Genomic DNA, 24,304 nt, shown 5'->3' with positions numbered 1-24,304 from the left:
TCAGCGCCTCGCCTTGGCCAGCACCCACGCGGGTACGGGCTTGAGGTCGCGCACCAGCCCCAGCAGCGCCATCGCGCGCAGGCCGTACCAGGTCAGGTCGATCTCCCACCAGCGGAACCCCTGCCGCGCCGTGCCGGGGAAGAAGTGATGGTTGTTGTGCCAGCCCTCGCCGAAGGTCAGCAGCGCCAGCCACAGGTTGTTGCGACTGTCGTCGCGCGTGTCGAAGCGGCGCTTGCCGAAGCGGTGCGCCAGCGAGTTGATGGTCACCGTGGCATGGAACAGCACCACGGTCGAGATGAAGAAGCCCCACACCAGCATCTGCCCGCCGCTGGTGCCCCAGTGGGGCGCGATCCGCTCGAGCAGCGCGCCCAGCGCGTACAGCGCGGCCGCCAGCATGACCGGCACCACGGTGTCGTAGCGGTCCAGCCAGCGCAGTTCGGGGTAGCGCGCCAGGTCGGGAATGCGCGACCAGTCGGTGCGGAAGCCGTCGCGGGTCAGGAACCATCCCGCATGGCTGCGCCAGAATCCATGCACCGCCGGCGAATGCGGATCGGCCGGCGTGTCGGCATGCCGATGGTGGTTGCGGTGGTGGGCGGCCCACCACAGCGGACCGCGCTGCACGCTGGACGCCCCGATCAGCGCGAACACGAACTGCAGCACGCGCGAGGTCCGGAAGGTGCGGTGCGAGAAGTAGCGGTGATAGAACCCGGTGATGGCGAACATGCGCACGGCGTACAGGGCCACGGCCACGATCACCGCCACCGGCGAGACGCCGACCCAGAACACCGCCAGGCAGGCCAGGTGCAGGCCGATGAAGGGCACCGCGCGCAGCCAGTCGATGCGCTCGCCATCGCCTTCCACGACGTCCGGCGACTGCGTGTCGAACCAGCGCCGCAGCGCGGCCGTCAGGCGCGGTGCCGGCGGTGGAGTGGGGGAGTCGCTGGCCGGCATCGGAAGGTCTCGATCACTTGGACCCGTACTACGGGCCAATGCCCGCATTGGATGCGTGAAGGCCGCCCGTCACGCGCACTGGCGCACCAGCGGCGTGGCCAGCGCGTCGCGCAATGCGCGTGCATCCGCAGGCGCGGCCGGTTGCGGGAACACGATGCGCACGTCCTGGTGCCGGCCCCGGCGGTCGCGGATCGTGGCGATGCCGGCGAACTCCAGCAGCCGCTGATCGGCGTTGGCATAGGTCAGCTGCATGGTCGGGGCGATGAAGCCGTACCAGCGGTCCAGCGTCATCGACATGCGCTGGGCCGGGATGCCGTTCCAGCGCACGACGGGCCCCGGATCCAGCTTGACCGGCACGAAGGCGAAGCGGCTGGGCAGCAGGAACGGCTGGGTCACGTCGCGCCCCGCACGCAGCGCCTCCCAGTGCAGACGCACGCTGGCGTCGAAGCCGGCATCGATGACCGCGCCCGCGGGTACCGGCACCACTTCCTCCCGAGTGCGGGCATCGGAGCTCGCCCTGACGTAGACCACGCGTCCCCGGTCGCTGCTGCGCACGCCTTCCCGGTAGCCGTCGCGGGCGTCCTCGAAGTCGAAGTCCGGCGCCTGCGCCGCGCCGCGCTCCACCACGGTCTTGCGCGCGAACGCACGGCCGTCCGGACAGCGGTAGAGCACCAGCCGGCGGGCGGCGCCGTCCTGGCGGTAGCGCCAGTGCGACTCGCGGTACACCACGGTGTCGCTCTTGCGGGCGTAGGCGGTGGCCTCCTGGCGCAGGATGTCGGCGTTCGCCGGCGCGACGGGGCTGGCCAGGGCCACGACAGCCAGCAGCGCCAGGGTGGAGGATGTACGGTGGGTCATGGCATGGGTGGGTCGATGAGGGCCCGAGGGCCTACGCGCGGCGGCGGCGGCCGGATGCGACCGCACCCGGGCAGGCGGTGCATCCGGAGGCCGGTCATCTTCGTAGAGGCCGCCATCACGAGACGCAACCGGACCTGGCATACCATGCCCATCGACCTCACAAGGAGACCGTCGCCCCTGCGGGCGGCCCGGCCCGTGTCCACTCCCGTCCCCGTGACCCGCGACACCCACGACTGGACCGGCGACATGCTCGCCGTGGCCCGCGTGCGCTGCCGCACCAGCTTCATGCGCATCTACGACCACTTCATGCCACGGCTCTGCCTGTACCTGCGCGGGCTGGGCAGTCCGGAGGCGGTGGCCGAGGAACTGGCGCAGGAAGCGCTGCTGCGGCTGTGGCAGCGCGCCGACATGTACGATCCCCAGCAGGGTGCGGTATCCACCTGGCTGTTCCGCATCGGCCGCAACCTGCACATCGACCGCGTACGGCGCGAGCCGGGCTGGGTGCAGATCCTGGAAGACGGCGGTCCGGCGAACGACGAGGAGCTGGCGCGGCCGTTCACCTCGGCCGAGGACCACGTCGAGCATGCCCACCTGCAGCGCCGCATCGAGGAGCTGCCCGCCGTGCAGGCGCGGCTGATGCGCATGTCGTACTTCGAGGCCAAGAGCCACCAGGAAATCGCCGACGAGCTGCAGATGCCGCTGGGCACCGTGAAGTCGCACCTGCGCCGCGCGTTCCTGCGGCTGCAGGGTCAAGTAAGAGGTCAGTCGTGAACCCGCACCATCATCTCGATCCTTCCACGGTGGTCAGTTACGCCGCCGGCGCACTGGCGGTCGAAGTGGCGATCGTAGCCGCCACCCACCTGGAAACCTGCGCCCACTGCCGCGCACGCGTGGACGAGGCCGAGCGCTTCGGCGGCCAGCTGGTCGAGCAGCAGCAGCCTGCCGGCGTGGACGCCGCGCGCCTGGCCGGGCTGCGCGCGTCCATCCTCGATCGGCTCGACGAGGCGCCCGCGCCGGTTGCCGCACCGCCCGCGCGCACCGCGCCGTACGAGGATGACGATCGCCTGCCCACGCCGCTGCATCCCTATTTCGGCACCTCGTACCGTGCGCTCAAGTGGCGCTGGATGGCGCCGGGCGTGCATTGCATCCGCGCACCCAACACCAGGGGCGGCTCGCTGCTGCTGCTGAAGATCGGTCCGGGCCGCAGCATGCCCGTGCACAGCCACGGCGGCACCGAACTCACGCAGATCCTGCGCGGCGCCTACCATGACGCACTGGGCCACTTCGCCCCCGGCGACGTGGCCGACCTGGACAGCGACGTCGAACACCAGCCGGTGACCGTGCCCGGCACCGCCTGCATCTGCGTGTCCGCCCTCGACGCGCCCCTGCGCTTCCCCGGCTGGTTCGCGCGCAAGCTGCAGCCGCTGTTCAAGCTGTAGGCGCACGAGCCGGCGCCTTGCCGGAATCGCCGTGATCGCCTAGCGTCTGCACAGCGAAGCAAGGAGTGCGGGCGATGAAAGCGCAGGGACGGCGGGGGTGGAAGCGTGGCCTGGTGCTACTGATCGGAATGACCGCATCCGCGGCTGCGGTTGCTGCGCCACCATGGTCGAGCATCGGCGACCGTGTGCACTACGCGCTCGAAGGTGGCGGTGATGCGCTGTCGGAAACAGGGGCATCGCTCACGGTGCAATCGAAACCGGGTGGCAGCAGCGGTTTCGGTGGTGCGGCGACCGTCATCGACGCCGTGCCGTACCGAAAGAAGCGCGTGCGCCTGTCAGGCATCATCAGTGCGAAGGACGTCGAAGGCACCGCAGGTCTGTGGCTGCGTGCCGATGGTCCGTCAGGTTCGGTGGCATTCGCCAACAGCGAACGAGCCCCGGTGTCCGGCAATGCCGATGCGGTACCGCGCGGGATCGAGATCTACGTTCCCGCCCCTGCGGACAAACTGCTGGTCGGCCCGCTGCTGGTCGGCAAGGGACGCATGACGGTCCGCGCGTTGCGTCTGGCCGTCGTACCTCCATCCCCCGACGACGAAGTGCCACCGGCGCGCATCGTGGATGAAGCAGTCCGGTTGATCCGGGCGCACGCACTGAACGCCGAACGCATCGAGTGGAACCAGGCGCAGGCCGACATCGCACGGGACATGAAGCATGTCCATGACGCCGACGCCGCCTATGCCGTGATCCGGCAGGTACTCGCCAAGCTGGGTGACCGCCACAGCGGCCTGCTGCCGCCACAGGACTTCCAGCGGTTTTCCTCGGAGGGAAAGCCATCCTTCACGCCAATGGTGGAGGTGCGCGAGCGGGTGGGCATCGTGTCGGTTCCGGCATTCTCCGGCACCGACAAGACGGCGGCCGTAGCGTTCGCGAATGAGCTTGCCGGATTGATTGCAGCCCGCGCGCGGCAGGCGCCCTGCGGTTGGGTCGTCGATCTGCGCGGCAACCAGGGCGGCAGCATGTGGCCCATGCTGTCCGGCTTGTATTCCCTACTGGGCAACGCGACGCCCGGCTACTCCCGCGATCGGGAGGGTCGACAGGATGCGTGGAAAGTCGCGCCTCCCGGCGTGTCGACACCCGACTTGTCCGCGGCCCCTGTCGTGGTGGTCACGGGCGGCAAGACGGCCAGTTCCGGTGAGGCCGTGGCGATCGCGTTCCGCGGGCGTCCGAAGACGCACAGCGTCGGACAACCCACGTTCGGCGTCAGCACCAGCAATGGCATGTATCCGTTGCCCGGCGGAGCACGCCTCAAGTTGACCGACGCGCGTTTCGTCGACAGGACGGGGCAGGCGTACGGTGACGCCGTCATGCCCGACGACGTGGTGCCGGAAGATGAGGCGGTCGCTCATGCCGTCGCTTCCCTGGCGGGCTGCGCACGCTGAGGACTTCCCGGCTTGTGCCCGGCAGCGGTGGGTCGCGAAGGTCTCCGGATTGCTGAATCCAAACCGCTGGCGTACGCGTAAAGGTTCGCCAGATCATCCGGATTCGGATCTCCGATGGCTTTTTTTGACCGCGATCAGGACAGTCCTGCCGTCCTGATGTCCGCAACGGCGCTGCTCCGGGCAATAGCTTCACGTATCCGTCTCATCGCCTGAGCGACCGCCCGATAAGATGACCCCATGCAACTGAAAGACAAGCTGGCGATCCTTGCCGACGCGGCCAAGTACGATGCGTCATGCGCCTCCAGCGGGGCGGGCAAGCGGCATTCGCTGGGCAAGGGCGGGATCGGCAGCACCGAGGGCATGGGCATCTGCCATTCGTACACGCCCGACGGGCGCTGCGTGTCGCTGCTGAAGATCCTGCTGACCAACTTCTGCATCTATGACTGCGCTTACTGCGTCAACCGCGTGTCCAGCAACGTGCCGCGCGCCCGGTTCGCCACCGCGGAGGTGGTGCGGCTGACACTGGAGTTCTACAAGCGCAACTACATCGAGGGGCTGTTCCTCTCCAGCGGCATCATCCGCAACGGCGACTACACCATGGAGCAGCTGGTGGAAGTCGCGCGCAGCCTGCGCGAGGACCACCGCTTCGCCGGCTACATCCACCTGAAGACCATTCCCGAGGCCTCGCCCGAACTGCTCGCCGCGGCCGGCCGTTACGCCGACCGCCTGAGCATCAACGTGGAACTGCCGACCGAAGCCGGCCTCAAGCAACTGGCGCCGCAGAAGGAAGCGCAGGGCATCCGCGACGCCATGGGCGAGCTGCACTGGCGCATCCAGGCGGCGAAGCCGGAGAAGAAGGAGGCCCAGCAGCCCAGGCGCAAGCGCCCGCCGAAGTTCGCACCCGCCGGGCAGAGCACGCAGATGATCGTCGGTGCCGACGGCGCCGACGACCGCGCCATCCTGACCAGCAGCGATGCGCTGTATCGCCAGTTCCGCATGCGTCGCGTGTACTACTCCGCCTTCAGTCCGATCCCCGATGCGTCTACCCAGCTGCCCCTGCGTGCGCCACCGCTGCAGCGCGAGCACCGGTTGTACCAGGCCGACTGGCTGCTGCGGTTCTACGGTTTCGACGTCAAGGAGATCGTCGACGACGCCAACGGCCCGCGCGACGGCATGCTCGACCTCGATATCGATCCCAAGCTGGCGTGGGCGCTGCGGCACCCGGACCGGTTCCCGGTCGACCTCAACACCGCGCCGCGCGAGATGCTGCTGCGCGTGCCGGGACTGGGCGCACGCAACGTGCAGCGCATCGTCGACTCGCGTCGCCAGGGCCGCCTTCGGGTCGCCGATCTGGCACGACTGCGCGCGCCCCTGCAGAAGGTGCTGCCGTTCGTCGTGCTGCTCGACCACCATCCGCGCCAGCGGCTGGACGATACGGAGCGGTTGCGGCGGGAACTGGCGCCGGCGCCGCGCCAGGCCGACCTGTTCGGCTGAGCGGCGATGTTCCGCGCCACCGTGACGCCCGCGTGGGATCTGGATGCCTGGCGTGCGCAGGCCCGCCAGGCCTGGGAGGCCGGTTTGCCGCCCGAGTCGGTGGAGTGGCAGGCCGATGCGCAGGGCGAACTGCTCGCCGCCGCGCGCGTGGACGACCAGCCCGTGCAGCGGACCGGGCTGTCGGTCCCGAGCGAGTTCATGGCCTTCGCCGCGTCCGTGCTGTGCCATCGCGACACCGGCCGCCATGCGCTGCTCTATCGCCTGCTGTGGCGGATCGGCAACGGCGAACGCGCGCTGATGGACAGAGCCACCGATGCCGACGTACACCGCGCGACGCGCTGGGCACAGGCGGTACGCCGGGACAGCCACAAGATGAAGGCGTTCGTCCGCTTCCGCCAGGTGCAGGGCGAGGACGACACCTACATCGCCTGGTTCGAGCCGGAGCATTACATCGTCGATCGGGTGGCGCCGTTCTTCATGCGCCGCTTCGCCGGCATGCGCTGGGCCATCCTGACGCCTTACCGCAGCGTGCAGTGGGATGGCGCCGACCTGTGGGCGGGCGAGGGCGCGCAGCGCAGCGATGCGCCGGCCGACGATGCCGAGGACGCGCTGTGGCGGACCTACTACGCCAACATCTTCAATCCCGCGCGCCTCAACACGCGGATGATGCGGCAGGAGATGCCGCAGAAATACTGGAAGCACCTGCCGGAAACGCATCTGCTGCCCGAGCTGATTCGGGATGCCGGCCGTCGCGTCCGCGAGATGGACGAACGCGAGGCCCAGGCGCCCCGGCGGCGCATCCCCGCACGCAGACCGCGCGAGGACTGAAACCGGCCCGGCACCGCGAGGCACCGGGCCGGGGCGGATCAGAACTTCCAGCCCACGCGGGCGTAGTAGAAGCCACCGTTGAAGCCGTAAGGCGAATGCACCGGGTAGGCCGCGCCGGCCACCGCCGCGCCCCACGGATTGTCATCCGGGGTTTCGTCGAACAGGTTCTGCGCGCCGACGTTGACGTACAGGCCCGAGGCGAACTTCCAGCCCACTTCCGCATCCACGATCAGCGAACTGCCTTCGTAGATCGGCAGGCCGCCGTCCTCCACGGTGATCGCGCCGCTGTCCAGGTGGTCCTCGTACCACGAGCCGTAGTAGCCCAGGCGCACGTTGGCGTGGAACACCTCGCGCTGGTGGTTGACGCTGAAGTAGCCCTTGGTCTTCGGCAGCGATTCCTCGATCTTGTAGACGCGGGCCTCGTTGATGAAGTTGGGGTCGTAGCGGTCCACTTCGGTCTTGTTCCAGTTCGCCGCCAGCGAATAGGTGGTCTTGCCGCCGAAGTGATCGGTTTCCACGCTCGTCACCAGGTCCACGCCGGTCGTGGTGGTGTCGAACGCGTTGCCGAAGTAGGTCACCGAACTCAGCGACGCTGCCTCCGGATTGCCCGACGCCACCAGGGCGTCGCGTTCGGCCGGGGTCAGCGCGAAGCTGGTGCTCAGCGCGATGCGGTCCTCCACCTCGATGCGGTAGCCGTCCAGCGTGACCAGCCAGTCGCCGCTGCTCCACACCATGCCGAGCGAGAGGTTCTTCGACTCCTCGGGCGTCAGGGCCTGCGCGCCCTTGAGGATGGCGATGGGGTTGGTGGGCGGCAGCGTGGCGATGTCTTCCAGCACGCTGCCGTTGAATGCGGTGCTGATCTGGCTGATGTTGGCCTGGCCCGGCGTCGGCGCGCGGAAGCCGGTGTTGTAGGCGCCACGCAGGGCGAACGTGTCGGAGACGTCGAAGCGCGCGGTGAGCTTGCCGTTGGTGGTGCTGCCGAAATCGTCGAAGTCCTCGTGGCGCACGGCGGCGGCCAGCAGCAGCTGTTCGGTGAACTGCGCTTCCATGTCCAGGTAGACCGCCCAGTTCCTGCGGTCCCACTCGCCCGCAGTGCGCGGGCTGAAGCCGTTGAAACCGTTGGAGCCCAGGGCGAAGCCCTGCTCGGTCAGCGGGCCGATGCCGGTGGACGCCGCGTCGCCGGCCTTGACCTCGAAACTTTCCTCGCGCCATTCCGCACCGGCGGACAGCCGCACGGGCTGCGCGGTGAAGGTGGTTTCGATATCGCGGCCGACATCGAAGTTCACGCCCTTCTCGGTCTGCGTGTTGCCGCCGGGGTTGAAGCGCAGGCCAGCGGGCTGTGCGGCACCGAGCGATGCGTTGACGGTGTTGTAGATGGTGAAGTCGATGTCGTTGCGGCCGTAGGTCACGCTGGCGTCCCAGTGCCAGTCGTTGCCCCAGGTGCCCTTGACGCCACCGACCACCGACATGTCTTCCAGGCTGCCGCCGAAGCGCGGGGTGAAACCGCCCGGCAGGGTCGACAGGAAGGTGAAGCAGTTCGACGGCAGCGCGGACACGGCCGCGCTGACCGTGCTGTACGGGATCAGGTTGCCGTTCGCGTCGCGCAGGGCGATGGTCGGGCAGGTACCCACGCCGGTGGTGTTGCCGATCAGCAGCGTTTCGCCGCCGTCGTTGGAGTAGACGCCCGAGCGCGCGGTGGGGTCGCGGAAATAGAACCCGCCGTCGACCTCGCGTTGCGCGTAATTGCCGAACAGGTAGACATCGACGCTGTCGCCGGTGATGCCCAGGTTGGCGACGAACTTGAGGTCGTCGTCCACCTTCGGCGAGCCCCAGATCTGCGCCGGTACCGGCACGCCCGGATAGCCGGCGGCGATGGCCGCAGCGGCATCGTCGCGCTGCACGCTGCGCGAGGTGTCGTCGGCCTGGCGCCATTCGGCGGTGAGCGTGGCATAACCGCGTTCGGTCAGCGGCAGGCCGATCTGCGCGGAGTACTGGGTGGTGAAGCCGTCGCCCTCGTAGTACTGCCCGGCGAAGGCCTCGAACGCGCCGCCTTCGCTGATCTTCTTCAGACCGAAGTTGATGACGCCGGCGATGGCATCCGAGCCGTACTGCGCCGCCGCGCCGTCGCGCAGCACTTCCACCTGTTCCAGCGCCATCGACGGGAACACCGACAGGTCGGGGCCCTGCGAGCCGTCGGACAGGCCATGGCCGAGGAAGGTGATCACGGCGGAACGATGGAAGCGCTTGCCGTTGACCAGCACCAGGGTGTTGTCCGGCGGCAGGCCGCGCAGGTTGGCGGGACGGACCAGGCTGGCGGCGTCATCGATCGGGATGGTGCTGACATTGAATGAGGGCACCAGCACGCGCAGCTGGTCGAGTGCATCGGTGGCGCCCTGGTTGCGGAATTCCTCCGCGCTGATGATGTCGATCGGCACGGCGGAGGAGGACACGGTGCGCGGCTGGCCACGGCTGCCCAGCACGGAGACCGTGTCGAGCGTGGTGGCTTCCTCTGCGGGTGGCGTTGTCGCCGGCGCGGGTGGGGGTTCCGTCGTCTGCGCGATGGCGGTGCTGCTGCCGACCAGGGTGGCGGCGGCGAGGGCCCATTTCACTGCGGATGCCAATGGCGTGCTCGAAACACGTACGTGCGGTTTCTCTCTGTTGCCCATGCGGTGCGCCCCTTGAATGTGCCGTGTGGTGTCGAAGTTGTTCTTGCGCGAGTGCAGTCAGCGGCCACGCAGATACCACCCGCACTCCGGGTAGTGGGCGTTACACATTTCTGTCATCGCCTTGCTACCGCCTGCACCTTAGGCGGCAGCAAACCGCTTGAAACGAGGCATGGATCACACGATGGCGCGGTGCACAACGAAAGTAATCGCCGTTCCGTGCTGTGTTCTTCGCACGCTTTTCACGCGATGCCCTGCACGCGAACGGTGCGCGTCGCGCCGACGTCGTGCAGTGGCGCTGCATACACGCATGTACGTGCATGGGAAAGGATCGGATATCGGCCAGTAACTCGAAACGCACCGCATGCGTGCGTTCGCCGTCCGACTTTCGCACCATGCGGATTCGCGCCGGATTGCATCCGAATGCATTGGCGCGGGAACCTTGTCGTCTTCAGGGGGGCATCGTCCAGCGTGCAGATGCGGATGGCTGGCACGCAGATTGAGCCACGTTCAAGGCTGACTTGCGAAATGCTCGCTTCGCGCCACGCATCCTGCCGCGTAGCATCGCGCCAGCCCTTGGAGGAGGCACCGACATGCTGCGCGCCACAGGTGTACTGCTGCTTTCCTGTCTTGCCGCCAGCGGCGTGGCGGGTGAACCCGGGGATCTCCCCATCCCTTTCCCGCAGCGATGGACGCCGCCTGCGCTAAGCAGTGACCAATACGAATCGTCGCCCGTGTTCTCCCCGGACGGTCGCGAGCTCTTCTTCTTCCGCGCGCCGCCGTCGTTCGACCGTTATCGCCTGCTGACTTCGCAGTGCGAAGGCGGGAGATGGCGTGCGCCACGCGAGCCGGCCTTTGCCGGCGCAGCCGACGCGCTGGAGACCGATCCCGCCTACAGCCACGATGGCACGTGGCTGTATTACGCCAGCGACCGCGCGAACAAGGACGACCTGGACATCTGGCGCGTGCAGCGCCACGCCGACGGCCGCTTCGGCGAACCCGAACGGCTGCCTGCACCGGTGAATTCGCCGCAGACCGAATTGCTGCCACGGCCGCTGCCCGATGGCCGTCTGCTGTTCGGGTCGCATCGCCCGGGAGGTGTCGGTAGGCGTGATCTTTATATCGCCACGCCGCATGTCGACGGGAGCTGGGATGTCGCGCCGCTGCCGGCACCGGTCAACACGGCGGCCGATGAGTACGAGGCCGATCTCGCGCGCGATGGCCGGGTACTGGTGGTGGTCGCCAATCGCGGCACCCGCTCGCACCTGTATGTCTACGATCTCGACGGCGATGCGTGGCGCGAACGCGGTCGCGTTCCGGCGCGCGACGATGTCTTCCAGGTGGGGCCGTTGCTGTCGCCGGACGGAAGACGGCTGCTGTTCGCGCAGGCCGATGGCGAGGCATCGGGCGAGTTCTTCCTGGTCGATCTTGCGCCGGGAGCCGACATGGCGTGGCCCCCGGCGTGCGGGGATGGGCGTGCGGATCAGCCGCGCAGTTCGACCACCGGCGAGAATCCGCCGTAGACCATGCGTTGACCGTCGAACGGCATCGGCGGATTGTCCTTGTTGGAGGGGTCCATGCGCGGGTCTTCCATCATCTTCTGCATGCCGGCATCGCGCGTGGCCTTGTCGGGCCACTCCACCCACGAGAACGCCACCGTCTCATCGCCCTTCGCCTGCACGGCCTTGCGGAAGTCAGTGACCTTGCCGTCGGGCACGTCGTCGCCCCACGCTTCGATGATGCGCGTGGCACCGTAGCCCATGAAGATGGTGTCGAAGGTGGTGGCGTAGTCGGTGAAGGCCGCCTTGCCGGCGGTGGGCGCGGCGATGATGAAGCCGTCCACGTAGGACATGGCGGTGGCCGCATCGCCGAGTTCCAGCGTCGGCACGAAGCCCCCGTAGATCAGCCGCTTGCCGTCGAACGGCATCGGATTGTGTTCCGGCGACATGCGTGGGTCGTCCATCATCTTCTTCATGCCGGCGTCGCGCGTGGCCTTGTCGGGCCATTCGATCCAGGAAAACACCACCGCCTCGTCGTCCTTCGCCTGGACGGCCCTGCGGAAATCGGTGACCTGGCCGTCGGGCACGTCGTCGCCCCAGCACTCGACGACACGCGTCGCACCCAGCTCGATGAACACGGGATCGCCGAGGCTGGCGTGGTCGATGAACTTCGGCTTGTTGGCGGTGGGCACGGCGGCCACGAAACCATCGATGTACGGCATGGAACTCCTCCGGGATGCGGCGCCGGCATGGCGCCTTCCTGAACGCGACGAATGGCCACGGAAGAATTCGACAGGCGGTTGGCCGCTGCGTGGCGGTGCGGGCGTTGAACCTGCCACGATCGAAACGAAGGTGGCGTGATGGCGGTTTCTGCAACGGGCGCGGTGCCGCGCCGGCCGGGCCTGTGGGGCATCGGCAGCGGTATCTGGATGTGGGGTCTGCTGGCCCTGGTGGGCGTGGGGTTCTGGAACACCTATTTCAGCCGCCTGGCACTGGCCGATGCGGTCACCCACCTGCATGCCGGCCTGATGCTGGCCTGGGTGGCCATGCTGCTGGCGCAGCCCTGGCTGATCCGCACGCGACGCATCGCGGCGCATCGGCAGATCGGTCAGTTCTCCTACGGCGTGATGCCCGGCGTGCTGCTGACCGCGCTGTGGCTGTCGCACCTGCGTATCGCGGCCGCCCCGCCGGAGATGTTCGGCCTGCAGGCGATGCTGTTGTACCTGGGCATGGCGGCGTCGCTGATGCTGGCGCTGTTCTGGGGTCTGGCCATCAGGCATCGGCGCGAACCTGCCCTGCACGCGCGCTACATGGTCGCCACCGCGCTGGTGATGATCGACCCCGCCGCCGCGCGGCTGATGCTGGCGGTGCTGCCGGAAGGCGCGCGCTTCAATCCGTCATGGGGCGGGTATGCGCTGACGTTCGCGATCCTGGCGGTGCTGATCGCGTTCGATCGTACGGCGCCGCGCGGGCGCAGCGTGTTCCGCTTCGTCGCCGTGGTGTTCGCGCTGAACTTCGTGCTGATGCATGTGGTGCCCGGCACGTCGGCGTGGCAGTCGTTCGCACGTGCGTGGGGCGGCCTCGGCGGATGAGGCCGGTCAGCGTTGCAGGCAGTGCCGGTAGCGTTCGTCCACGCGCGTGGCGAACCAGGCCGTGGTCAGCTCGCGGGTGATCTTGGGGCTTTCCAGCTTGATGCCCGGGATCATCGCCCGCGGCAGCGGCTTGCCCGCGCGCGCTTCGGCCAACGCGTAGACGCGCGCGTACAGGTCGGTATCGCCGAAGTCCAGCCGGTTTCCGCGCTCCAGCGCCTCGCGGATCGTCCGGTCGTCCATGCGCAGCGCGTCCGCCAGCTGGCGGACGGCGCGTTCGGTCTGCCCCGGCTTGCCCAGTGGCGCGCCGGGCGTCAGCAGGTCGCCGTCGAGCGCGAGCGTGGTGCCGGTGGCGATGCCGACCGCGCTCTGGAACGCCGCATTGCGGCTCGCATACCAGCCGGCGTTGTAGTCGGCGAAGCGATGCACCTTGCGCGTGTACGGCGTCTGGTAGCCCAGCAGATGGGCGATGCCGAAGTACATCCCGCCGCGTCGCGTGAACACTTCGTCGCGGATGCTGCCTTCGATCGGATACGGATAGCGCGAGGCATGGGCTTCGGCGAACGGAATGCCCACCTGCATCGGCCCGCCGGTCTGCACAGGGTTGAAGTCGGCGAACAACCGCTTGCCCAGCGGCACGCTGCCGATCATGTCCTCGTAGATGTCGCTGAGGTCGCGCTCGGTGCGCACGTTGCGCAGGCGGTCGGCGTAGGTGCGGCCATCCGGCGAACGCAGCGCCAATGCGGCTTCGACGACGAACTTCGGCACGTGCAGGGCAGCGGCGCGGCGGTCGATCTCGCCGCGCGCGATCTTCGGCAGGTTGGCGACGGCCGGATTGGCCACGTAGCCGGATTCCTGCTCGGTGACGGCGAGCACCGCGCAGATGTTCTCGGTGTTCGGCTCGATCCGCTGCGTGGCGAACGCGGTCTCGATATCGGCCGCCCAGCGCTCGCGGTCGGCGACCTTGGCCGGCATCCTGCGGACGATCTCGCTGCGGGTGTCGGCAGGGGGACGGGTCGGAGCCGGCGGTGCGGTCACGCAGCCGGCGAGCACCAGCAGGCCGGCCATCGCAAGGAGGCGATACTGCAATCGGCGGACGCGAGGCGATGTCATGCATGCAGCATACGGAGCGCGCCCTCCCGATGCACCACGGTCCTGTGCGGGCGTGGGCGGGTGTGGATAATCGGCATTCCCTCCCGCTGCCGCGACCCATGGATACCGCGCTCGACAACCCGTTCTGGTCCGCACTGGATTCGATCCACCGCGACATCGCGCTGCGCGAGGGCGACGTGGCGCGTTATCCCGCCGAGTTCGCGCCCTTCCTCGGCGTCGCGTCGGCGGAGGTGGAGATCGGCGATGCGTTCGCGCGTCTGGTGGCGCCCGAGGAAGCGGTGTATCTGCTCGGCGTGGCGCCGGCCACACCGGCAGGCTGGGTGCTGCGCGCGTTCCGGCCGCTCGCACAGATGGTGTGCGACGCACCGCTCGCGCCCAGCGATGGACCGGAGATCGTGCCGCTGGGCGACGCACACCGCGAGGACGTGCTGGCGCTGACCGCACTGGTGTATCCGCATTACTTTCGCCCGCGGACGATGGACATGGGGCGCTACTTCGGCCTCTATCGCGAGGGCAGGCTCGCGGCGATGATCGGCGAGCGCCTGGGCGACGACAGCCATCGGGAGATGAGCGCGATCTGCACGCATCCGGATTTCAACGGACACGGCTACGCCGGCCATCTCACCACCTGGCTGACCAACGACACGCTGGCGCAGGGGCGCCAACCGTTCCTGCATGTCAGCTACGAGAACCCTCGGGCGCTGGGCTTGTACGAGCGACTCGGGTACCGCGTGAGGCGCGATATCGGGTTCTGGTCGCTGCGGCGCGCGTAACGTCGCTGCGCTGGGCGTCAGGGAAGCAGCGAACCGCCCACGAGGGCAAGCACCACGCCCAGGCCCATGAAGGCCAAGCGGTGCAGGACGGGGAGCGGGGCGGTCGAACGATGCATGTCGCTATCCAAACCTGAGCGGCGCGAACGCGCCGTGAAGCCCCTGTATCCGTTCAACGCCGCGACCGCAAAGGACCGGCCAGCCTGCATTACCCGGCGATCGGACAGCCATCCGCCGCGCAGCCGGCAGCGGCAGGGCGGGCCGGTTGCGTCTCTTCCAGGGCTGCGATGGCCTGCGCTTCATGCACCAGCGTCGCGATCTGCGCGCCCAGCACCAGGTCCCCGACCTGGCCGAAATGCTGATGGCGGATCCGGCCGGTCGCGTCGATCAGCACGAGCGTCGGCGTGCCGCGCATGGCGTAGGCCTCCATCGTCTGCGGGATCGGGCCCGGCGTGCCGGGGCGGTCCACACCGACCGGGAAGGCGATGCGGTATTCGTGCAGGAAGGCTTCGAGTGCCACCGGCGTCATCGCCGCGTGGTGTTCGAACACGGTATGCAGGCCGACGACCGCGACCTGGTCCGCAGGGAACGTCGCATGCACGCGCGATGCCTGCGGCAGGCCGTGCGACACGCAGCCCGGGCACAGCATCTGGAAGGCTTCCAGCACGATGACCTTGCCGCGCAGGGCGTCCAGCGACAGGGGACGGGATGTGTTGAACCAACGGTCCACCTGCCAAGGTGGCGCCGGGCGATCAATGGCGTTCATGAGGAAGTTCTCGTGGGGTCGCGGCCGGCCCGATGCGGGCCGGCGCGAGCAGGGAGCGATTACTGGTTCGGCTTGCCGGGCAGGCTGAGGTTGCCGGAAGCGACCTTGAACACGTCCACCACGCACAGCAGCGGCGCGTGCACACTGGCGTTGACGCGCAGGCCGGCGGTGACGCCGTCGAAGCTGCCGGCGGTGACCACGCCGATATCGTCGAACGGCACTTTCACTTCGACCGTTTCCGCATTGAGCGTGGGGCTCCAGCCAGGACTGTCGAGCAGGATCGGAAAGCCCGGCCAGGTCTTCGGCAAACGTGGCTTGCTGCCTTCGGGAATGTCGACCACGCCCAGCGCCCCGGGACCGCAGGCCTCGTTCGGTTTCAGCACGACCCAGTGGCTGTGCCAGAGGTTGCCGTCGTTGTCGAGCCTGCCGTCGCCGTTCTCGTCGTACAGCGGCGTGTCGTCGAAGTCGGGATGCGCGGTGACGGCCATCGCCAGGATGCCGGCGCCTTTGTCGAAGCCGACCTCGTACGGATCGATGGTGGTCGGCCACACGTAGGAGAACACGTCGCTGCCGGCGAGCTTGCCGGTCGCGGCGGGCGTGCTCTTGCCGGCCTTGCCGGACACGGCCATGTGGAAGGTCGCGATGTTCTTCTCGGTGGTGATCTTGGTGTGCACGATGTCGAAATCGGCGGTCACCGCCTTGTCGGCCGTGGACGCGATGCCGCCGCTGTGGGCCTTGCCGTCGTGGGCGTGCACGCCGCCGATGGCCAACGCGAGCGCGGCGGCCAACGCGAAACGTCGGGTGGTGTTCTGGCGCATAATCGAGTTCCTCTTGCTTGCTCTTTCCGGGTGGGTGGGAGGTACCGGGCGGCGTCCGATGGCAGTCGGGCGCCGCCCATCTTTTTCCGCCTAGGGCGGAGTCGGTTGGCGGAAGCGTGCCACGCTTCCCAGCCGTTTTTCGTCGTCGGCGGGCTGCTGTTCCGCGCAGTCCACGCGCAGCTCCGGATCGCCGAAGGCCTTGTCCAGCAACGCGCAGACATGCGGCGCGTCGGGCCGGCCAGACGCGAAGGGGCGGAAGAACTCGCAGCTCAGGCACGTGCGCAGGCCGGTGGCCAAGCCTTGTTCCTGCGCTTCGTTGACCAGCAACTGGGTGACACGCAACAGCGCACCGAGGTCGGCGTCGCCCAGCGATTCGACCAGCGAACCCATGCCCTGGTCCGGCCGTTGCAACTGCGTGGCCATGCGCGAGCCGGCCGAGGTCAGCTTCACGCGGGCGGCGCGCGCATCGTCGGGGTCGGGTGTGCGGCGGATCCATTGCTTGCCTTCCAGCGCCCTCAGCGAGTCGCTGAGGCTGGCCGCCGATACGCCCAGGCGTTCGGCGATCTGCCGCGCGCGCAAACCGTCCTGCACGCCCTGCAGCATGCGCAGCACGGCCGCCTGCGTCGGCGGCAGCGAGGGCGTGCCGTCCTGGCGCCAGGATTGGGCGCGCACCAGGTGGGCGAGCTGTTCCAGGCCACGCGTGGCCTGCCTGCGCTGGAAGGGGCTATCGATCATGGGCAATAAGTTAGGAGTCCTAACTATATAAGTCAATGACCGTCCGTCGGCGGATGCGGATACGGAGGCGGTGGGCAGGGTCACCAACGCATCATCGGCAGCGGTGACAGCGGGTGCCGTCGGAACCGGCGCAGGGTGAGCTGCAGCAGGCGGCGATGGAAGCCGGCATCGGGGAACGTCCTTCGCACCTCGCGCACGACGGCGCGGGGCAGTCCGAAACGCAGCACGCCGTTGCTGACATCGATCCAGTCCGCGCGCCGGAACGTCTCCACGCTCGCCTGCGTCGACGGTGGCATCCGGCGGATCCGGTGGTGGTGATCGATCATGGCGTCCACATCCGTGCGCCATTCGGGCCGGCCGATCGTGCGCAGATGGTCGCGTGCCAGGACGCGCGAAGGCGGCAGGTAGTCGAAGGTCCGTGCGGTCCAGATGCCCAGGTCGTGGAACGCGACCGCGATGCTCAGCTTCTCCAGCATCTCCGCATCGCCGGGCGACAGCTGCCAGTAGAAGTTCGCCACGCGATAGGCGTGGTGGCGATAACCCGTCGCGTCGTCTCCCAGTTGCACGGCATGCGCCGCGAGCAGCGCATCCAGCGTGGGCAGTGCGGTCAGCATGGCCGCCCGCGTGGGATCAGGTCGCGGGACGCAGCTGGATGCGGCCACGGCGCAGCACGCGCACCTGCAACGCCATGCCGACGAGGAAGACCAGGAAGGTCGCGCCCACCAGCTTCTGCAGCAGCGGATCCTGCGGGCCCGACACCAGCGGCGCGCCGATCGGCACGCGGGTCAGCGTTTCGGTGAAGCCGGGAATGAAGTGGAAGTACACCGTCAGCGTGAACGCCAGCGATGACGCGACATGCCGCCAGGAACCCAGCACCGCATGGCGGCCCAGCAACACGGCGACCGCCAGCACGATCAGCGTCAGCACGGTCAGGCCATGCGCTTCGCTGAGCCTGCCGGTGCGCATCAGGAAGAAGCTGGTCAGGCAGGTGGCCACGGTGAACCACGTATACGTCTTGCCCAGTGGCGAGGCATAGCGGATGTCGTGATGGCGCAGCAGCGCGTACAGGCCACCGAACAGCGAGACCAGACTGATGGCGGTGTGGAACCAGCCGAACGGAGTGATGTTGAGCATGGGGATGCCTCGGTCAGGGAGAGGAAGAGGGCAGATCGAAACCGACGAGCGTCCATCGCCCGACGCGTTCTTCCCACTCGTCACCGCCGGCCGGCGTGAGGGGCAGCGCGAGGTTGGCGACGATCATGCGGTTCCCCTGCACCACGGTCGCAGCCGGAAACAGCAGCCCGCGCGGCGTGCCGTCATCGGCGATGCCGAGGAAGTCGCCGGCGCGATGGCGCACGCGGCCCTGTTCGTCCAGCGCAACGACCGTGTCGATCTGGTTGGCCGATACCCACAGCAGTCCGTCATGGAACAGCAGGCCGTCGGCGCCGTACACGCCATCCGCGAGCACGTCGATTCCGCCGGCCGGCATCCGCCAGCGCAGCACGCGGCCATCGCCGGCATTGTTGACGTAGAGGATCGATTCGTCCGCGTTGAACGCCAGTCCGTTGGCGCCGAACGGCAGTGCGCCGGTGGTCGCGAGCAGCGGGTGGCGTGCGAGCACCTCGACGCGGCAGGGCCTGCACGTCGTCGCATCGGGAATGCGGTAGATCGCGCCCTGGAACGAGTCCGACACGTAGAGCGTCCCGGCCCGGTCGAAGACCAGGCCGTTGATCGCCGGAAAGCCGGCCGAACCGAACCGGATGGTGTCGTGGCTGCCGTCCGGATTGTCGATGCGGCGTTCGGCGGGTGCGGCGGGAACGAGCGCGGTGAAGGTCACGAGGTCTTCGATGGGCGAGGTGGCGTCGAACGCCGCTTCGATGCGTTGGAGCTTCGACGCACCGAAGTTCAGCACGTACAGCTTGCCGTCGCGGAAGGCGATGCCGGTGAGGGGCGTCGCGCCGACATCGTGTTGCGCCAGCAGCCGGCCTGCGTTGTCGAAGCGCAGCAGCCGGTTGTTGCGCGTGGTCGCGGGCTCGCGCGCATCGAAGGTGCCGGCATAGATCTCGCCGCTGGCGGGGTCCACCGCCAGGCTTTCCGGATGACGCACCTCGGCCGGCAGCACCGCGAACGGCGTGGTCGGCAGCCGCGCCATCTCGGTTGCGGATGCCGGCGCGTCAGCGCAGGCGAGGAGGACTGCGAGACAGAGGACGGCAGCGAGGCGACCGGACATGCGGGTCTCCAGTAGCGGCGGAGTCTGCACGCTGGCACGCCGACGGCGACGGTGCTTGTACCGGCGTGCGGGCCACGCTTTCCGCGCATACGGAAACGCCGGCACGAGGCCGGCGTCCGTTCGGTCGTGGGAAACGACGGGTCAGCGGTGGTCGACGCTCCAGCCGCCGGCGCCGCGCGAGGCCAGCAGGATGAAACCGCCGGCGATGGCGATGTTCTTCAGGAACATGATCTGCTGGATCTGGTCGCCGAGGTTGCTGTGGAACAGGACGGCGCTGGCGATCGAGAACGCGGCGAGCAGGCTGGCCACGATGCGGGTGCGGTAACCGGCGACGATGGCCAGGCCGCCGATCACTTCCAGCGCGATGACCAGCGGCAACAGCGCGCCGGGGACGCCGACGGATTCCATGTAGCCGGCGGTGCCGGCGTAGGCGGCCAGCTTGCCGAGGCCGGAGATGACGAACAGCGAGGCGAGCAGCGTGCGGCCGGCCAGGTCGGCGGCGCCGCGAAGGGCAGGGGTGCGGGTGAGCGGTGCGGTAACGGTGGACATGGCGGACTCCGGGGAATGGGTGGGTGCAGCGGGAACGGGGCGCAGGTTAGGCCGTCGCCATGCATCCCGGAAGCCTATATATTTCGATGAATTCCATCGTCCGGAGCGATAGATGCTCGACGCCGTCACCCTCGACCAGTTGCGCACCTTCATCGCGGCGGCGGAGCAGGGCAGCTTTTCCGCCGCCGGCCGCAAGCTGCGGCGCGCGCAATCGGTGGTCAGCCAGACCCTGGCCAACCTGGAGCTGCAGCTGGGCGTGCGCCTGTTCGACCGCAGCGCCCGCTATCCGCAGCTCACCGACGCCGGCCGCGCGCTGCTGGTGGAAGCGCGCGCGGTGGCCGAGCACATGGACACCTTCAAGGCGCGCGCCCGCAGCGTGGCCGAAGGACTGGAGCCGGAACTCTCGGTGGCGGTGGACGTGATGTTCCCGATGCCGGCGCTGACCCGCGCCGCCGCGCACAGCGGTACCGCGTTCCCGCACACGCCGCTGCGCCTGTACGTGGAAGTGCTGGGCGGTGTGATCCAGCCGGTGCTCGACGGCACCTGCCGGATCGGCGTGGTGGGTTCGCTGCCGGAACTGCCGGACGCACTGGCGGTGGAGCCGCTGCCGCCGGTGCCGTTCGTCACCGTGGCCGCACCCTCGCACGCGCTGGCGCACGTACGCGGCGCCGTGCCTGCGAAGACGCTGGTCAAGCACGTGCAGCTGGTACTCACCGACCGCACGCCGCTGACGGCGGGCCGCGACTTCGCGGTGCAGTCGCCGCTGACCTGGCGGCTCGCGGACCTGGGCGCGAAGCATGCGTTCCTGCGCGCCGGCCTGGGCTGGGGCCACATGCCGCTGCATATCGTCGAAGAAGACCTCGCGGCCGGTCGCCTGTCTCGCGTTCACCTCGCCGACGCCGACCCGCGTTACGCGCAGATGCCGATGCGTGCGGTGTGGCGCAAGGAGGCGCCGCCGGGTCCGGCGGGGCGCGCGTTCATCGCGCAACTGCACCATGCCGGCGGCGCGCGTTCTCTGGGCTGACGCGGCGTCGGCCCTGCCGGCGATCCGCACGCCAGGATGGATCGGCGGTGGGGTCGAGCCTCAGGTCGCCGTCTGGCGCAGCTCGCCGCGCGCCAGCGAGGTGGCCTCGTCGACCTCCATCGGGCGACCGAAGAAATAGCCCTGCATCTCGTCGCAGCCCATCTGCTGCAGCGCGCGCATCTGTTCCGGCGTCTCCACGCCCTCGGCGATGGTGCGCAGGCCCATTTCATGGGCCAGCACGAGGATGGTGCGCGCGATCGCGCGGTCGGTGCTCGCGGCTGCGATGCCGTCGACGAAGCTGCGGTCGATCTTGATGATGTCCAGCGGCAGGCGCTGCAGGTACGACATGCTGGAGTAGCCAGTGCCGAAATCGTCCAGCGCCAGCCGCACGCCCAAGGCGTGCAGGGTCTGCAGCATCTGCTGCGCGGCGCCCATGTCTTCCACCAGCACGCTTTCGGTGAGCTCCAGCGTCAGCGCGTCGGCCGGCAGATCGTGGCGCCGCAGGCAGTCGGCGATCCACGGCGCCAGCGTGGGCTGGCCCAGCTGGCTGGGCGACAGGTTCACCGCCATGCCGAGGGTGCGCAGGCCCATGCCACGCCACCGCGCGAGTTGCTGGCACGCCTGTTCCAGCACGAAGTGGCCGATGTCCTCCATCAGTCCCGCACTTTCCGCCAGCGGAATGAAGACCGACGGCGGCACCTCGCCCCATGCCGGATGCCGCCAGCGCGCCAGGGCCTCGAAACCGGTGAGCTGTGAGGTGTCGCCCGCCACGACCGGTTGATAGACCAGCCGCAGCTGGCCGCGCGCCACCGCCTCGCGCAGCGCGGTGACGCGGCTCAGGCGGTCGTTGGCTTCCTGCTGCGTGCTGGCCGACGGCAGCCGGACCTGGTTGCGGCCGGCGCGCTTGGCCAGGTGGCGCGCGTCGTCGGCGCTGCGCAACAACGCCTGCAGGTCGGCGCCGTGCTCGGGCGCGTGCGCCAGGCCGATGCTGGCGGTGACGGTGAACGACGGATGCGTGGAATACAGGGCGATCGGCTGGCCGACCGCGCGCCGGATGTCCTCGGCCAGCCGCGTGAGCTGGTCGATGTCCACGTCGGGAAAGTGCGCGAGGAAGCCCTCGCCGCCGTAGCGGTACACACTGCCCTGACCATCGCAGGCCGCCACGATGCGCTGGCCCATGCGCCGCAGCACTTCGTCGCCGCCATCGTGGCCGAACGAGTCGTTGACCATGCCGAAGCCGTCCAGGTCGACGATGGCCAGGCTGTGGCCGAAGGTCGAGGGCGTGGCCATCTTCTCCGTGATCAGGTTGGCCTGCGCCGAGAAACGCGGCAGACCGGTGGCGCTGTCCTGCGCGGCGGCGTCGTTGAGGCGGCGTTGCGCATCCAGGCGACGCTCGGTTTCCAGCAGCAGCGAGCGCGCGGTCTCGGCCGCTTCGGACGAGCGCCGGCGCGAGATGTCGAGCAGGAACAGCACGAAGGCGATCAACAGGCCGCTGCTGAGGCCGCCGACGATCAGCGCCCGCGGCAGCGTGAACGAGGTCAGCGCGGGCGGCGCCCACAGTTCGAGCTGCACCTCGTGGCCCGGCAGGACGACGCGCTCGATCGACAGCGGCGCACCCTGCGGCTGGCCCTGCTCCAGCGTGGGCATGCCGATGGCCGTCGCGCGAACCGGTCGGTCCGACAGCACCGCCTTGCTCAGCGTCCTGATGAAATCGTCCAGCGCGATGAACGCCTGCGTCCGCCGCCCGGGCGTGTCCACGGTCAGCCACCAGCCCCCGTCGACCGGCTGCAGGTGGCCGGCATCGGCGACGGGCACGGGCGGGGAGGGCGCCACCGGCGCCTCGAAGCCCGGATGCACCCAACGGAACTCGCTGCCGTCGCCCACGCTGCGCACCACCCGGAACGCCGCGAACGCCTGCACCATGTCGGCCACGTACTGGTCGAACAGCGCCTCCGCCGCGGCGGGCTGGGCCGCGGCCAGCGAGGCGGACAGCTGGCGCAACGCGCCGCGGCGCAGTTCCATGCCACGCAGGAAGGTGGGGGCCGCCGTCGCGGCCTGCGTCTTCATGACGTTGCGCGCCATCGCATCGCGGTCGGCGGTGGCGGCGTTCCAGTACAGGCCGCCCAACAGCAGGGCCGCCGCCATCGGCAGCACGCCGAACAGGCGCTCTCGCAGCGAGTTCTCGCCGGCGACGGCCAGCGCCAGCCCCAACGCTACCAGTTGCGCCGCCGACGTCAGCGAGACCTGGTAGATCGACAGGCCTTCGCGGTGGTAGGGCAGCTGGATCAGCAGCCCCAGCGCCGCCATGCCGGCGACCGAGGCCATCGCGATGCCCAGGCCGCGGGTGATGCCCCAGCGCAGGTTTTCCCAGCGGTGCAGCGATTCCGGCAGCACGGCCACCGCCACCCAGGCGGTCAGCACGCCATAGTCGGTGTAGCCGCCGATCAGCGGCGTGGTCGGGCGCGGCAGCCAGCCGAGCCGGTGCAGCAGCGCATTGGCCGGCGTGGTGATGCCGCCCAGGGTCTGCAGCAGCGTCAGCAGCATGGGCACGGTGACCAGCGCCAGGACGATCCAGGCCGCACGCTCCTCGCCGCGATGACGCAACAGCAGGGCCAGCGCCACCAGCGCGACGCACAGGGTCGAGACCGGGCGCATCGGCGGGAAGTCCACGCCCATCTTGCCGACCAGGCTGCCCGGCACCTGCCAGCCCACCAGCGCGATCACCGCGAAGGCCATGACGAAGGCCACCAGTTCCGTGCTGGTTTCGAGGGCGCGGCCGGCATGCAGCGACGGTGTATAGACCAGCAGGAACATCGCCAGCGCCGACAGCGACAGCGACCAGCTGATCTCGGCCGGCGCGCCGCCGGCCTGCAGCGCGCCCAGTACCGGCTGTATCGCCAGCAGCAGCAGCGCGGCGGCGAACACGCGCATCACGAACTCGGCCCGGAAGCCGCGATAGACCCGCATCCACACGATGATCGTCGTGGCCGCCAGGACCAGGCAGGTGCCCAGCGCGTGGAACTGCCACAGGTGGATCAGCAGCAACGCGCTCAGCAGTCCGGCGACCGCCAGGCGCACCGGCCGCTGCGTACTGCGCCAAGTGGCGATGGCCACCAGCACGCCGACCACCGGCACGCTGTCATCCAGGAAGTGGCCGGCACCGGCATCCACCAGGGTGAACGCGGCGGCCAACAGCCACGCGAACGCAGCCGCAAAGCGCTGCGCCCACTGGACGGGACGCCGGAGGTCCTGGTGTATTGCCAATGCATTCCCCTGCGGGGCCGACGCCCCGGGGCACTGTGATACCCAAATCACGGAGAAGCCGCAAGCACGGTCGTGTGGTTACCGGATGCAGTCGACACGTCCGGCACAGCGGAGGCGATCGCGGCACACGTCCACCACCCGCCGGCACGGGAAATGCGTGTAGTGCGTCCGTGACGGGACGGCCCGCGCGCGTCACACCGCCTGCCGTCGTCGCCGGTGGCGTCCCTCTCCGCTTGGGTGGGCAGGTGGGTGTATCTCCGCGCTAGAGTGGGGCACCA

General features: G+C 69.0%; 21 protein-coding genes and 2 pseudogenes. 9 read left to right on the top strand and 14 right to left on the bottom strand.

Annotation, left to right across the window (positions count from 1 at the left end; all coding sequences use genetic code 11):
• A complete protein-coding gene (locus VGN58_RS06730) occupies nucleotides 1-951 on the bottom strand; it encodes an acyl-CoA desaturase (protein WP_327482532.1) in 951 nt (316 codons plus the stop codon).
• Between the two features lie 69 nt (nucleotides 952-1,020).
• Complete coding sequence (locus VGN58_RS06725; protein ID WP_327482531.1) at nucleotides 1,021-1,806, bottom strand: hypothetical protein; 786 nt, start codon at nucleotides 1,804-1,806, stop codon at nucleotides 1,021-1,023.
• 144 nt (nucleotides 1,807-1,950) lie between these two features.
• Here VGN58_RS06725 and VGN58_RS06720 point away from each other — a divergent pair, with 144 nt between their 5' ends.
• From VGN58_RS06720 to VGN58_RS06700, 5 genes and pseudogenes are all read left to right on the top strand, one after another.
• Entirely contained in the window at nucleotides 1,951-2,577 is a 627-nt protein-coding gene (locus VGN58_RS06720; protein WP_414710761.1) for a sigma-70 family RNA polymerase sigma factor, read from the top strand.
• Nucleotides 2,574-3,245: a ChrR family anti-sigma-E factor gene (locus tag VGN58_RS06715; RefSeq protein ID WP_327482530.1), complete on the top strand. Its 672-nt coding sequence runs from the start codon at nucleotides 2,574-2,576 to the stop codon at nucleotides 3,243-3,245. The genes VGN58_RS06720 and VGN58_RS06715 overlap by 4 nt, the downstream gene beginning before the upstream one ends.
• A 74-nt stretch (nucleotides 3,246-3,319) precedes the next feature.
• Complete coding sequence (locus tag VGN58_RS06710; protein ID WP_327482529.1) at nucleotides 3,320-4,684, top strand: S41 family peptidase; 1,365 nt, start codon at nucleotides 3,320-3,322, stop codon at nucleotides 4,682-4,684.
• 237 nt (nucleotides 4,685-4,921) lie between these two features.
• Entirely contained in the window at nucleotides 4,922-6,178 is a 1,257-nt protein-coding gene (locus tag VGN58_RS06705; protein WP_327482528.1) for a putative DNA modification/repair radical SAM protein, read from the top strand.
• Between the two features lie 6 nt (nucleotides 6,179-6,184).
• Nucleotides 6,185-6,985 (top strand): annotated as a pseudogene (locus VGN58_RS06700) (TIGR03915 family putative DNA repair protein); the annotation flags it as partial.
• Nucleotides 6,986-7,044: 59 nt separating this feature from the next.
• Here VGN58_RS06700 and VGN58_RS06695 read toward each other — a convergent pair.
• On the bottom strand, nucleotides 7,045-9,615 hold the full coding sequence (locus tag VGN58_RS06695) for a TonB-dependent receptor (RefSeq protein WP_327482527.1): 2,571 nt from the start codon (nucleotides 9,613-9,615) through the stop codon (nucleotides 7,045-7,047).
• Between the two features lie 788 nt (nucleotides 9,616-10,403).
• Here VGN58_RS06695 and VGN58_RS06690 point away from each other — a divergent pair.
• On the top strand, nucleotides 10,404-11,192 hold the full coding sequence (locus tag VGN58_RS06690) for a hypothetical protein (RefSeq protein WP_327482526.1): 789 nt from the start codon (nucleotides 10,404-10,406) through the stop codon (nucleotides 11,190-11,192).
• Here the strand turns inward: VGN58_RS06690 and VGN58_RS06685 are convergent.
• Together VGN58_RS06685 and VGN58_RS06680 are read right to left on the bottom strand one after the other, a co-directional pair.
• Entirely contained in the window at nucleotides 11,153-11,521 is a 369-nt protein-coding gene (locus VGN58_RS06685) for a DUF1428 domain-containing protein (protein ID WP_327482621.1), read from the bottom strand. The genes VGN58_RS06690 and VGN58_RS06685 overlap by 40 nt on opposite strands.
• 6 nt (nucleotides 11,522-11,527) lie before the next feature.
• Nucleotides 11,528-11,890 (bottom strand): annotated as a pseudogene (locus tag VGN58_RS06680) (DUF1428 domain-containing protein); the annotation flags it as partial.
• Between the two features lie 138 nt (nucleotides 11,891-12,028).
• On the opposite strand from VGN58_RS06680, the gene VGN58_RS06675 reads away from it, so the two are divergent.
• A complete protein-coding gene (locus tag VGN58_RS06675; protein ID WP_327482525.1) occupies nucleotides 12,029-12,760 on the top strand; it encodes a hypothetical protein in 732 nt (243 codons plus the stop codon).
• A gap of 6 nt (nucleotides 12,761-12,766) precedes the next feature.
• Here VGN58_RS06675 and VGN58_RS06670 read toward each other — a convergent pair whose 3' ends face one another.
• Complete coding sequence (locus tag VGN58_RS06670; RefSeq protein ID WP_327482524.1) at nucleotides 12,767-13,870, bottom strand: DUF1615 domain-containing protein; 1,104 nt, start codon at nucleotides 13,868-13,870, stop codon at nucleotides 12,767-12,769.
• 98 nt (nucleotides 13,871-13,968) lie between these two features.
• On the opposite strand from VGN58_RS06670, the gene VGN58_RS06665 reads away from it, so the two are divergent.
• Nucleotides 13,969-14,643 (top strand): GNAT family N-acetyltransferase, encoded by a 675-nt coding sequence (locus VGN58_RS06665; protein ID WP_327482523.1) that lies wholly within the window; start codon nucleotides 13,969-13,971, stop codon nucleotides 14,641-14,643.
• 205 nt (nucleotides 14,644-14,848) lie between these two features.
• Here the strand turns inward: VGN58_RS06665 and VGN58_RS06660 are convergent, their stop codons facing one another.
• The 7 genes from VGN58_RS06660 to VGN58_RS06630 form a co-directional block, all read right to left on the bottom strand.
• Complete coding sequence (locus tag VGN58_RS06660) at nucleotides 14,849-15,406, bottom strand: redoxin domain-containing protein (RefSeq protein ID WP_327482522.1); 558 nt, start codon at nucleotides 15,404-15,406, stop codon at nucleotides 14,849-14,851.
• A 59-nt stretch (nucleotides 15,407-15,465) separates the two neighbouring features.
• Complete coding sequence (locus VGN58_RS06655) at nucleotides 15,466-16,224, bottom strand: hypothetical protein (RefSeq protein WP_327482521.1); 759 nt, start codon at nucleotides 16,222-16,224, stop codon at nucleotides 15,466-15,468.
• 90 nt (nucleotides 16,225-16,314) lie between these two features.
• Nucleotides 16,315-16,959: a MarR family winged helix-turn-helix transcriptional regulator gene (locus VGN58_RS06650; protein ID WP_327482520.1), complete on the bottom strand. Its 645-nt coding sequence runs from the start codon at nucleotides 16,957-16,959 to the stop codon at nucleotides 16,315-16,317.
• 80 nt (nucleotides 16,960-17,039) lie between these two features.
• Nucleotides 17,040-17,573: a hypothetical protein gene (locus VGN58_RS06645; RefSeq protein ID WP_327482519.1), complete on the bottom strand. Its 534-nt coding sequence runs from the start codon at nucleotides 17,571-17,573 to the stop codon at nucleotides 17,040-17,042.
• Nucleotides 17,574-17,589: 16 nt separating this feature from the next.
• Nucleotides 17,590-18,093 (bottom strand): hypothetical protein, encoded by a 504-nt coding sequence (locus VGN58_RS06640; protein ID WP_327482518.1) that lies wholly within the window; start codon nucleotides 18,091-18,093, stop codon nucleotides 17,590-17,592.
• A 13-nt stretch (nucleotides 18,094-18,106) separates the two neighbouring features.
• Complete coding sequence (locus tag VGN58_RS06635; protein ID WP_327482517.1) at nucleotides 18,107-19,189, bottom strand: hypothetical protein; 1,083 nt, start codon at nucleotides 19,187-19,189, stop codon at nucleotides 18,107-18,109.
• Nucleotides 19,190-19,330: 141 nt separating this feature from the next.
• Complete coding sequence (locus VGN58_RS06630) at nucleotides 19,331-19,738, bottom strand: DoxX family protein (RefSeq protein ID WP_327482516.1); 408 nt, start codon at nucleotides 19,736-19,738, stop codon at nucleotides 19,331-19,333.
• 112 nt (nucleotides 19,739-19,850) lie between these two features.
• Here VGN58_RS06630 and VGN58_RS06625 point away from each other — a divergent pair, with 112 nt between their 5' ends.
• Nucleotides 19,851-20,762, top strand: a complete 912-nt coding sequence (locus VGN58_RS06625) for a LysR family transcriptional regulator (RefSeq protein ID WP_327482515.1) — start codon at nucleotides 19,851-19,853, stop codon at nucleotides 20,760-20,762.
• 60 nt (nucleotides 20,763-20,822) lie between these two features.
• Here VGN58_RS06625 and VGN58_RS06620 read toward each other — a convergent pair whose 3' ends face one another.
• Complete coding sequence (locus tag VGN58_RS06620) at nucleotides 20,823-24,026, bottom strand: bifunctional diguanylate cyclase/phosphodiesterase (protein ID WP_327482514.1); 3,204 nt, start codon at nucleotides 24,024-24,026, stop codon at nucleotides 20,823-20,825.
• Nucleotides 24,027-24,304: the final 278 nt, after the last annotated feature.

The organism is Pseudoxanthomonas sp. (assembly GCF_035999195.1).
In the GTDB taxonomy this organism is placed as follows: Bacteria; Pseudomonadota; Gammaproteobacteria; order Xanthomonadales; family Xanthomonadaceae; genus Pseudoxanthomonas_A.
The sequence above is the reverse complement of the archived record's forward strand: the minus strand, read 5'-3'. Positions and strand labels throughout refer to the sequence as shown.

Coding starts and splice junctions, on each gene's coding strand:
- VGN58_RS06665 (WP_327482523.1), top strand. CDS start 13,969: ATGGATACCGCGCTCGACAACCCGTTCTGGTCCGCACTGGATTCGATC.
- VGN58_RS06705 (WP_327482528.1), top strand. CDS start 4,922: ATGCAACTGAAAGACAAGCTGGCGATCCTTGCCGACGCGGCCAAGTAC.
- VGN58_RS06710 (WP_327482529.1), top strand. CDS start 3,320: ATGAAAGCGCAGGGACGGCGGGGGTGGAAGCGTGGCCTGGTGCTACTG.
- VGN58_RS06650 (WP_327482520.1), bottom strand. CDS start 16,959: ATGATCGATAGCCCCTTCCAGCGCAGGCAGGCCACGCGTGGCCTGGAA.
- VGN58_RS06675 (WP_327482525.1), top strand. CDS start 12,029: ATGGCGGTTTCTGCAACGGGCGCGGTGCCGCGCCGGCCGGGCCTGTGG.
- VGN58_RS06725 (WP_327482531.1), bottom strand. CDS start 1,806: ATGACCCACCGTACATCCTCCACCCTGGCGCTGCTGGCTGTCGTGGCC.
- VGN58_RS06630 (WP_327482516.1), bottom strand. CDS start 19,738: ATGTCCACCGTTACCGCACCGCTCACCCGCACCCCTGCCCTTCGCGGC.
- VGN58_RS06635 (WP_327482517.1), bottom strand. CDS start 19,189: ATGTCCGGTCGCCTCGCTGCCGTCCTCTGTCTCGCAGTCCTCCTCGCC.
- VGN58_RS06640 (WP_327482518.1), bottom strand. CDS start 18,093: ATGCTCAACATCACTCCGTTCGGCTGGTTCCACACCGCCATCAGTCTG.
- VGN58_RS06670 (WP_327482524.1), bottom strand. CDS start 13,870: ATGACATCGCCTCGCGTCCGCCGATTGCAGTATCGCCTCCTTGCGATG.
- VGN58_RS06645 (WP_327482519.1), bottom strand. CDS start 17,573: ATGCTGACCGCACTGCCCACGCTGGATGCGCTGCTCGCGGCGCATGCC.
- VGN58_RS06655 (WP_327482521.1), bottom strand. CDS start 16,224: ATGCGCCAGAACACCACCCGACGTTTCGCGTTGGCCGCCGCGCTCGCG.
- VGN58_RS06720 (WP_414710761.1), top strand. CDS start 1,951: ATGCCCATCGACCTCACAAGGAGACCGTCGCCCCTGCGGGCGGCCCGG.
- VGN58_RS06730 (WP_327482532.1), bottom strand. CDS start 951: ATGCCGGCCAGCGACTCCCCCACTCCACCGCCGGCACCGCGCCTGACG.
- VGN58_RS06625 (WP_327482515.1), top strand. CDS start 19,851: ATGCTCGACGCCGTCACCCTCGACCAGTTGCGCACCTTCATCGCGGCG.
- VGN58_RS06660 (WP_327482522.1), bottom strand. CDS start 15,406: ATGAACGCCATTGATCGCCCGGCGCCACCTTGGCAGGTGGACCGTTGG.
- VGN58_RS06685 (WP_327482621.1), bottom strand. CDS start 11,521: ATGTCCTACGTGGACGGCTTCATCATCGCCGCGCCCACCGCCGGCAAG.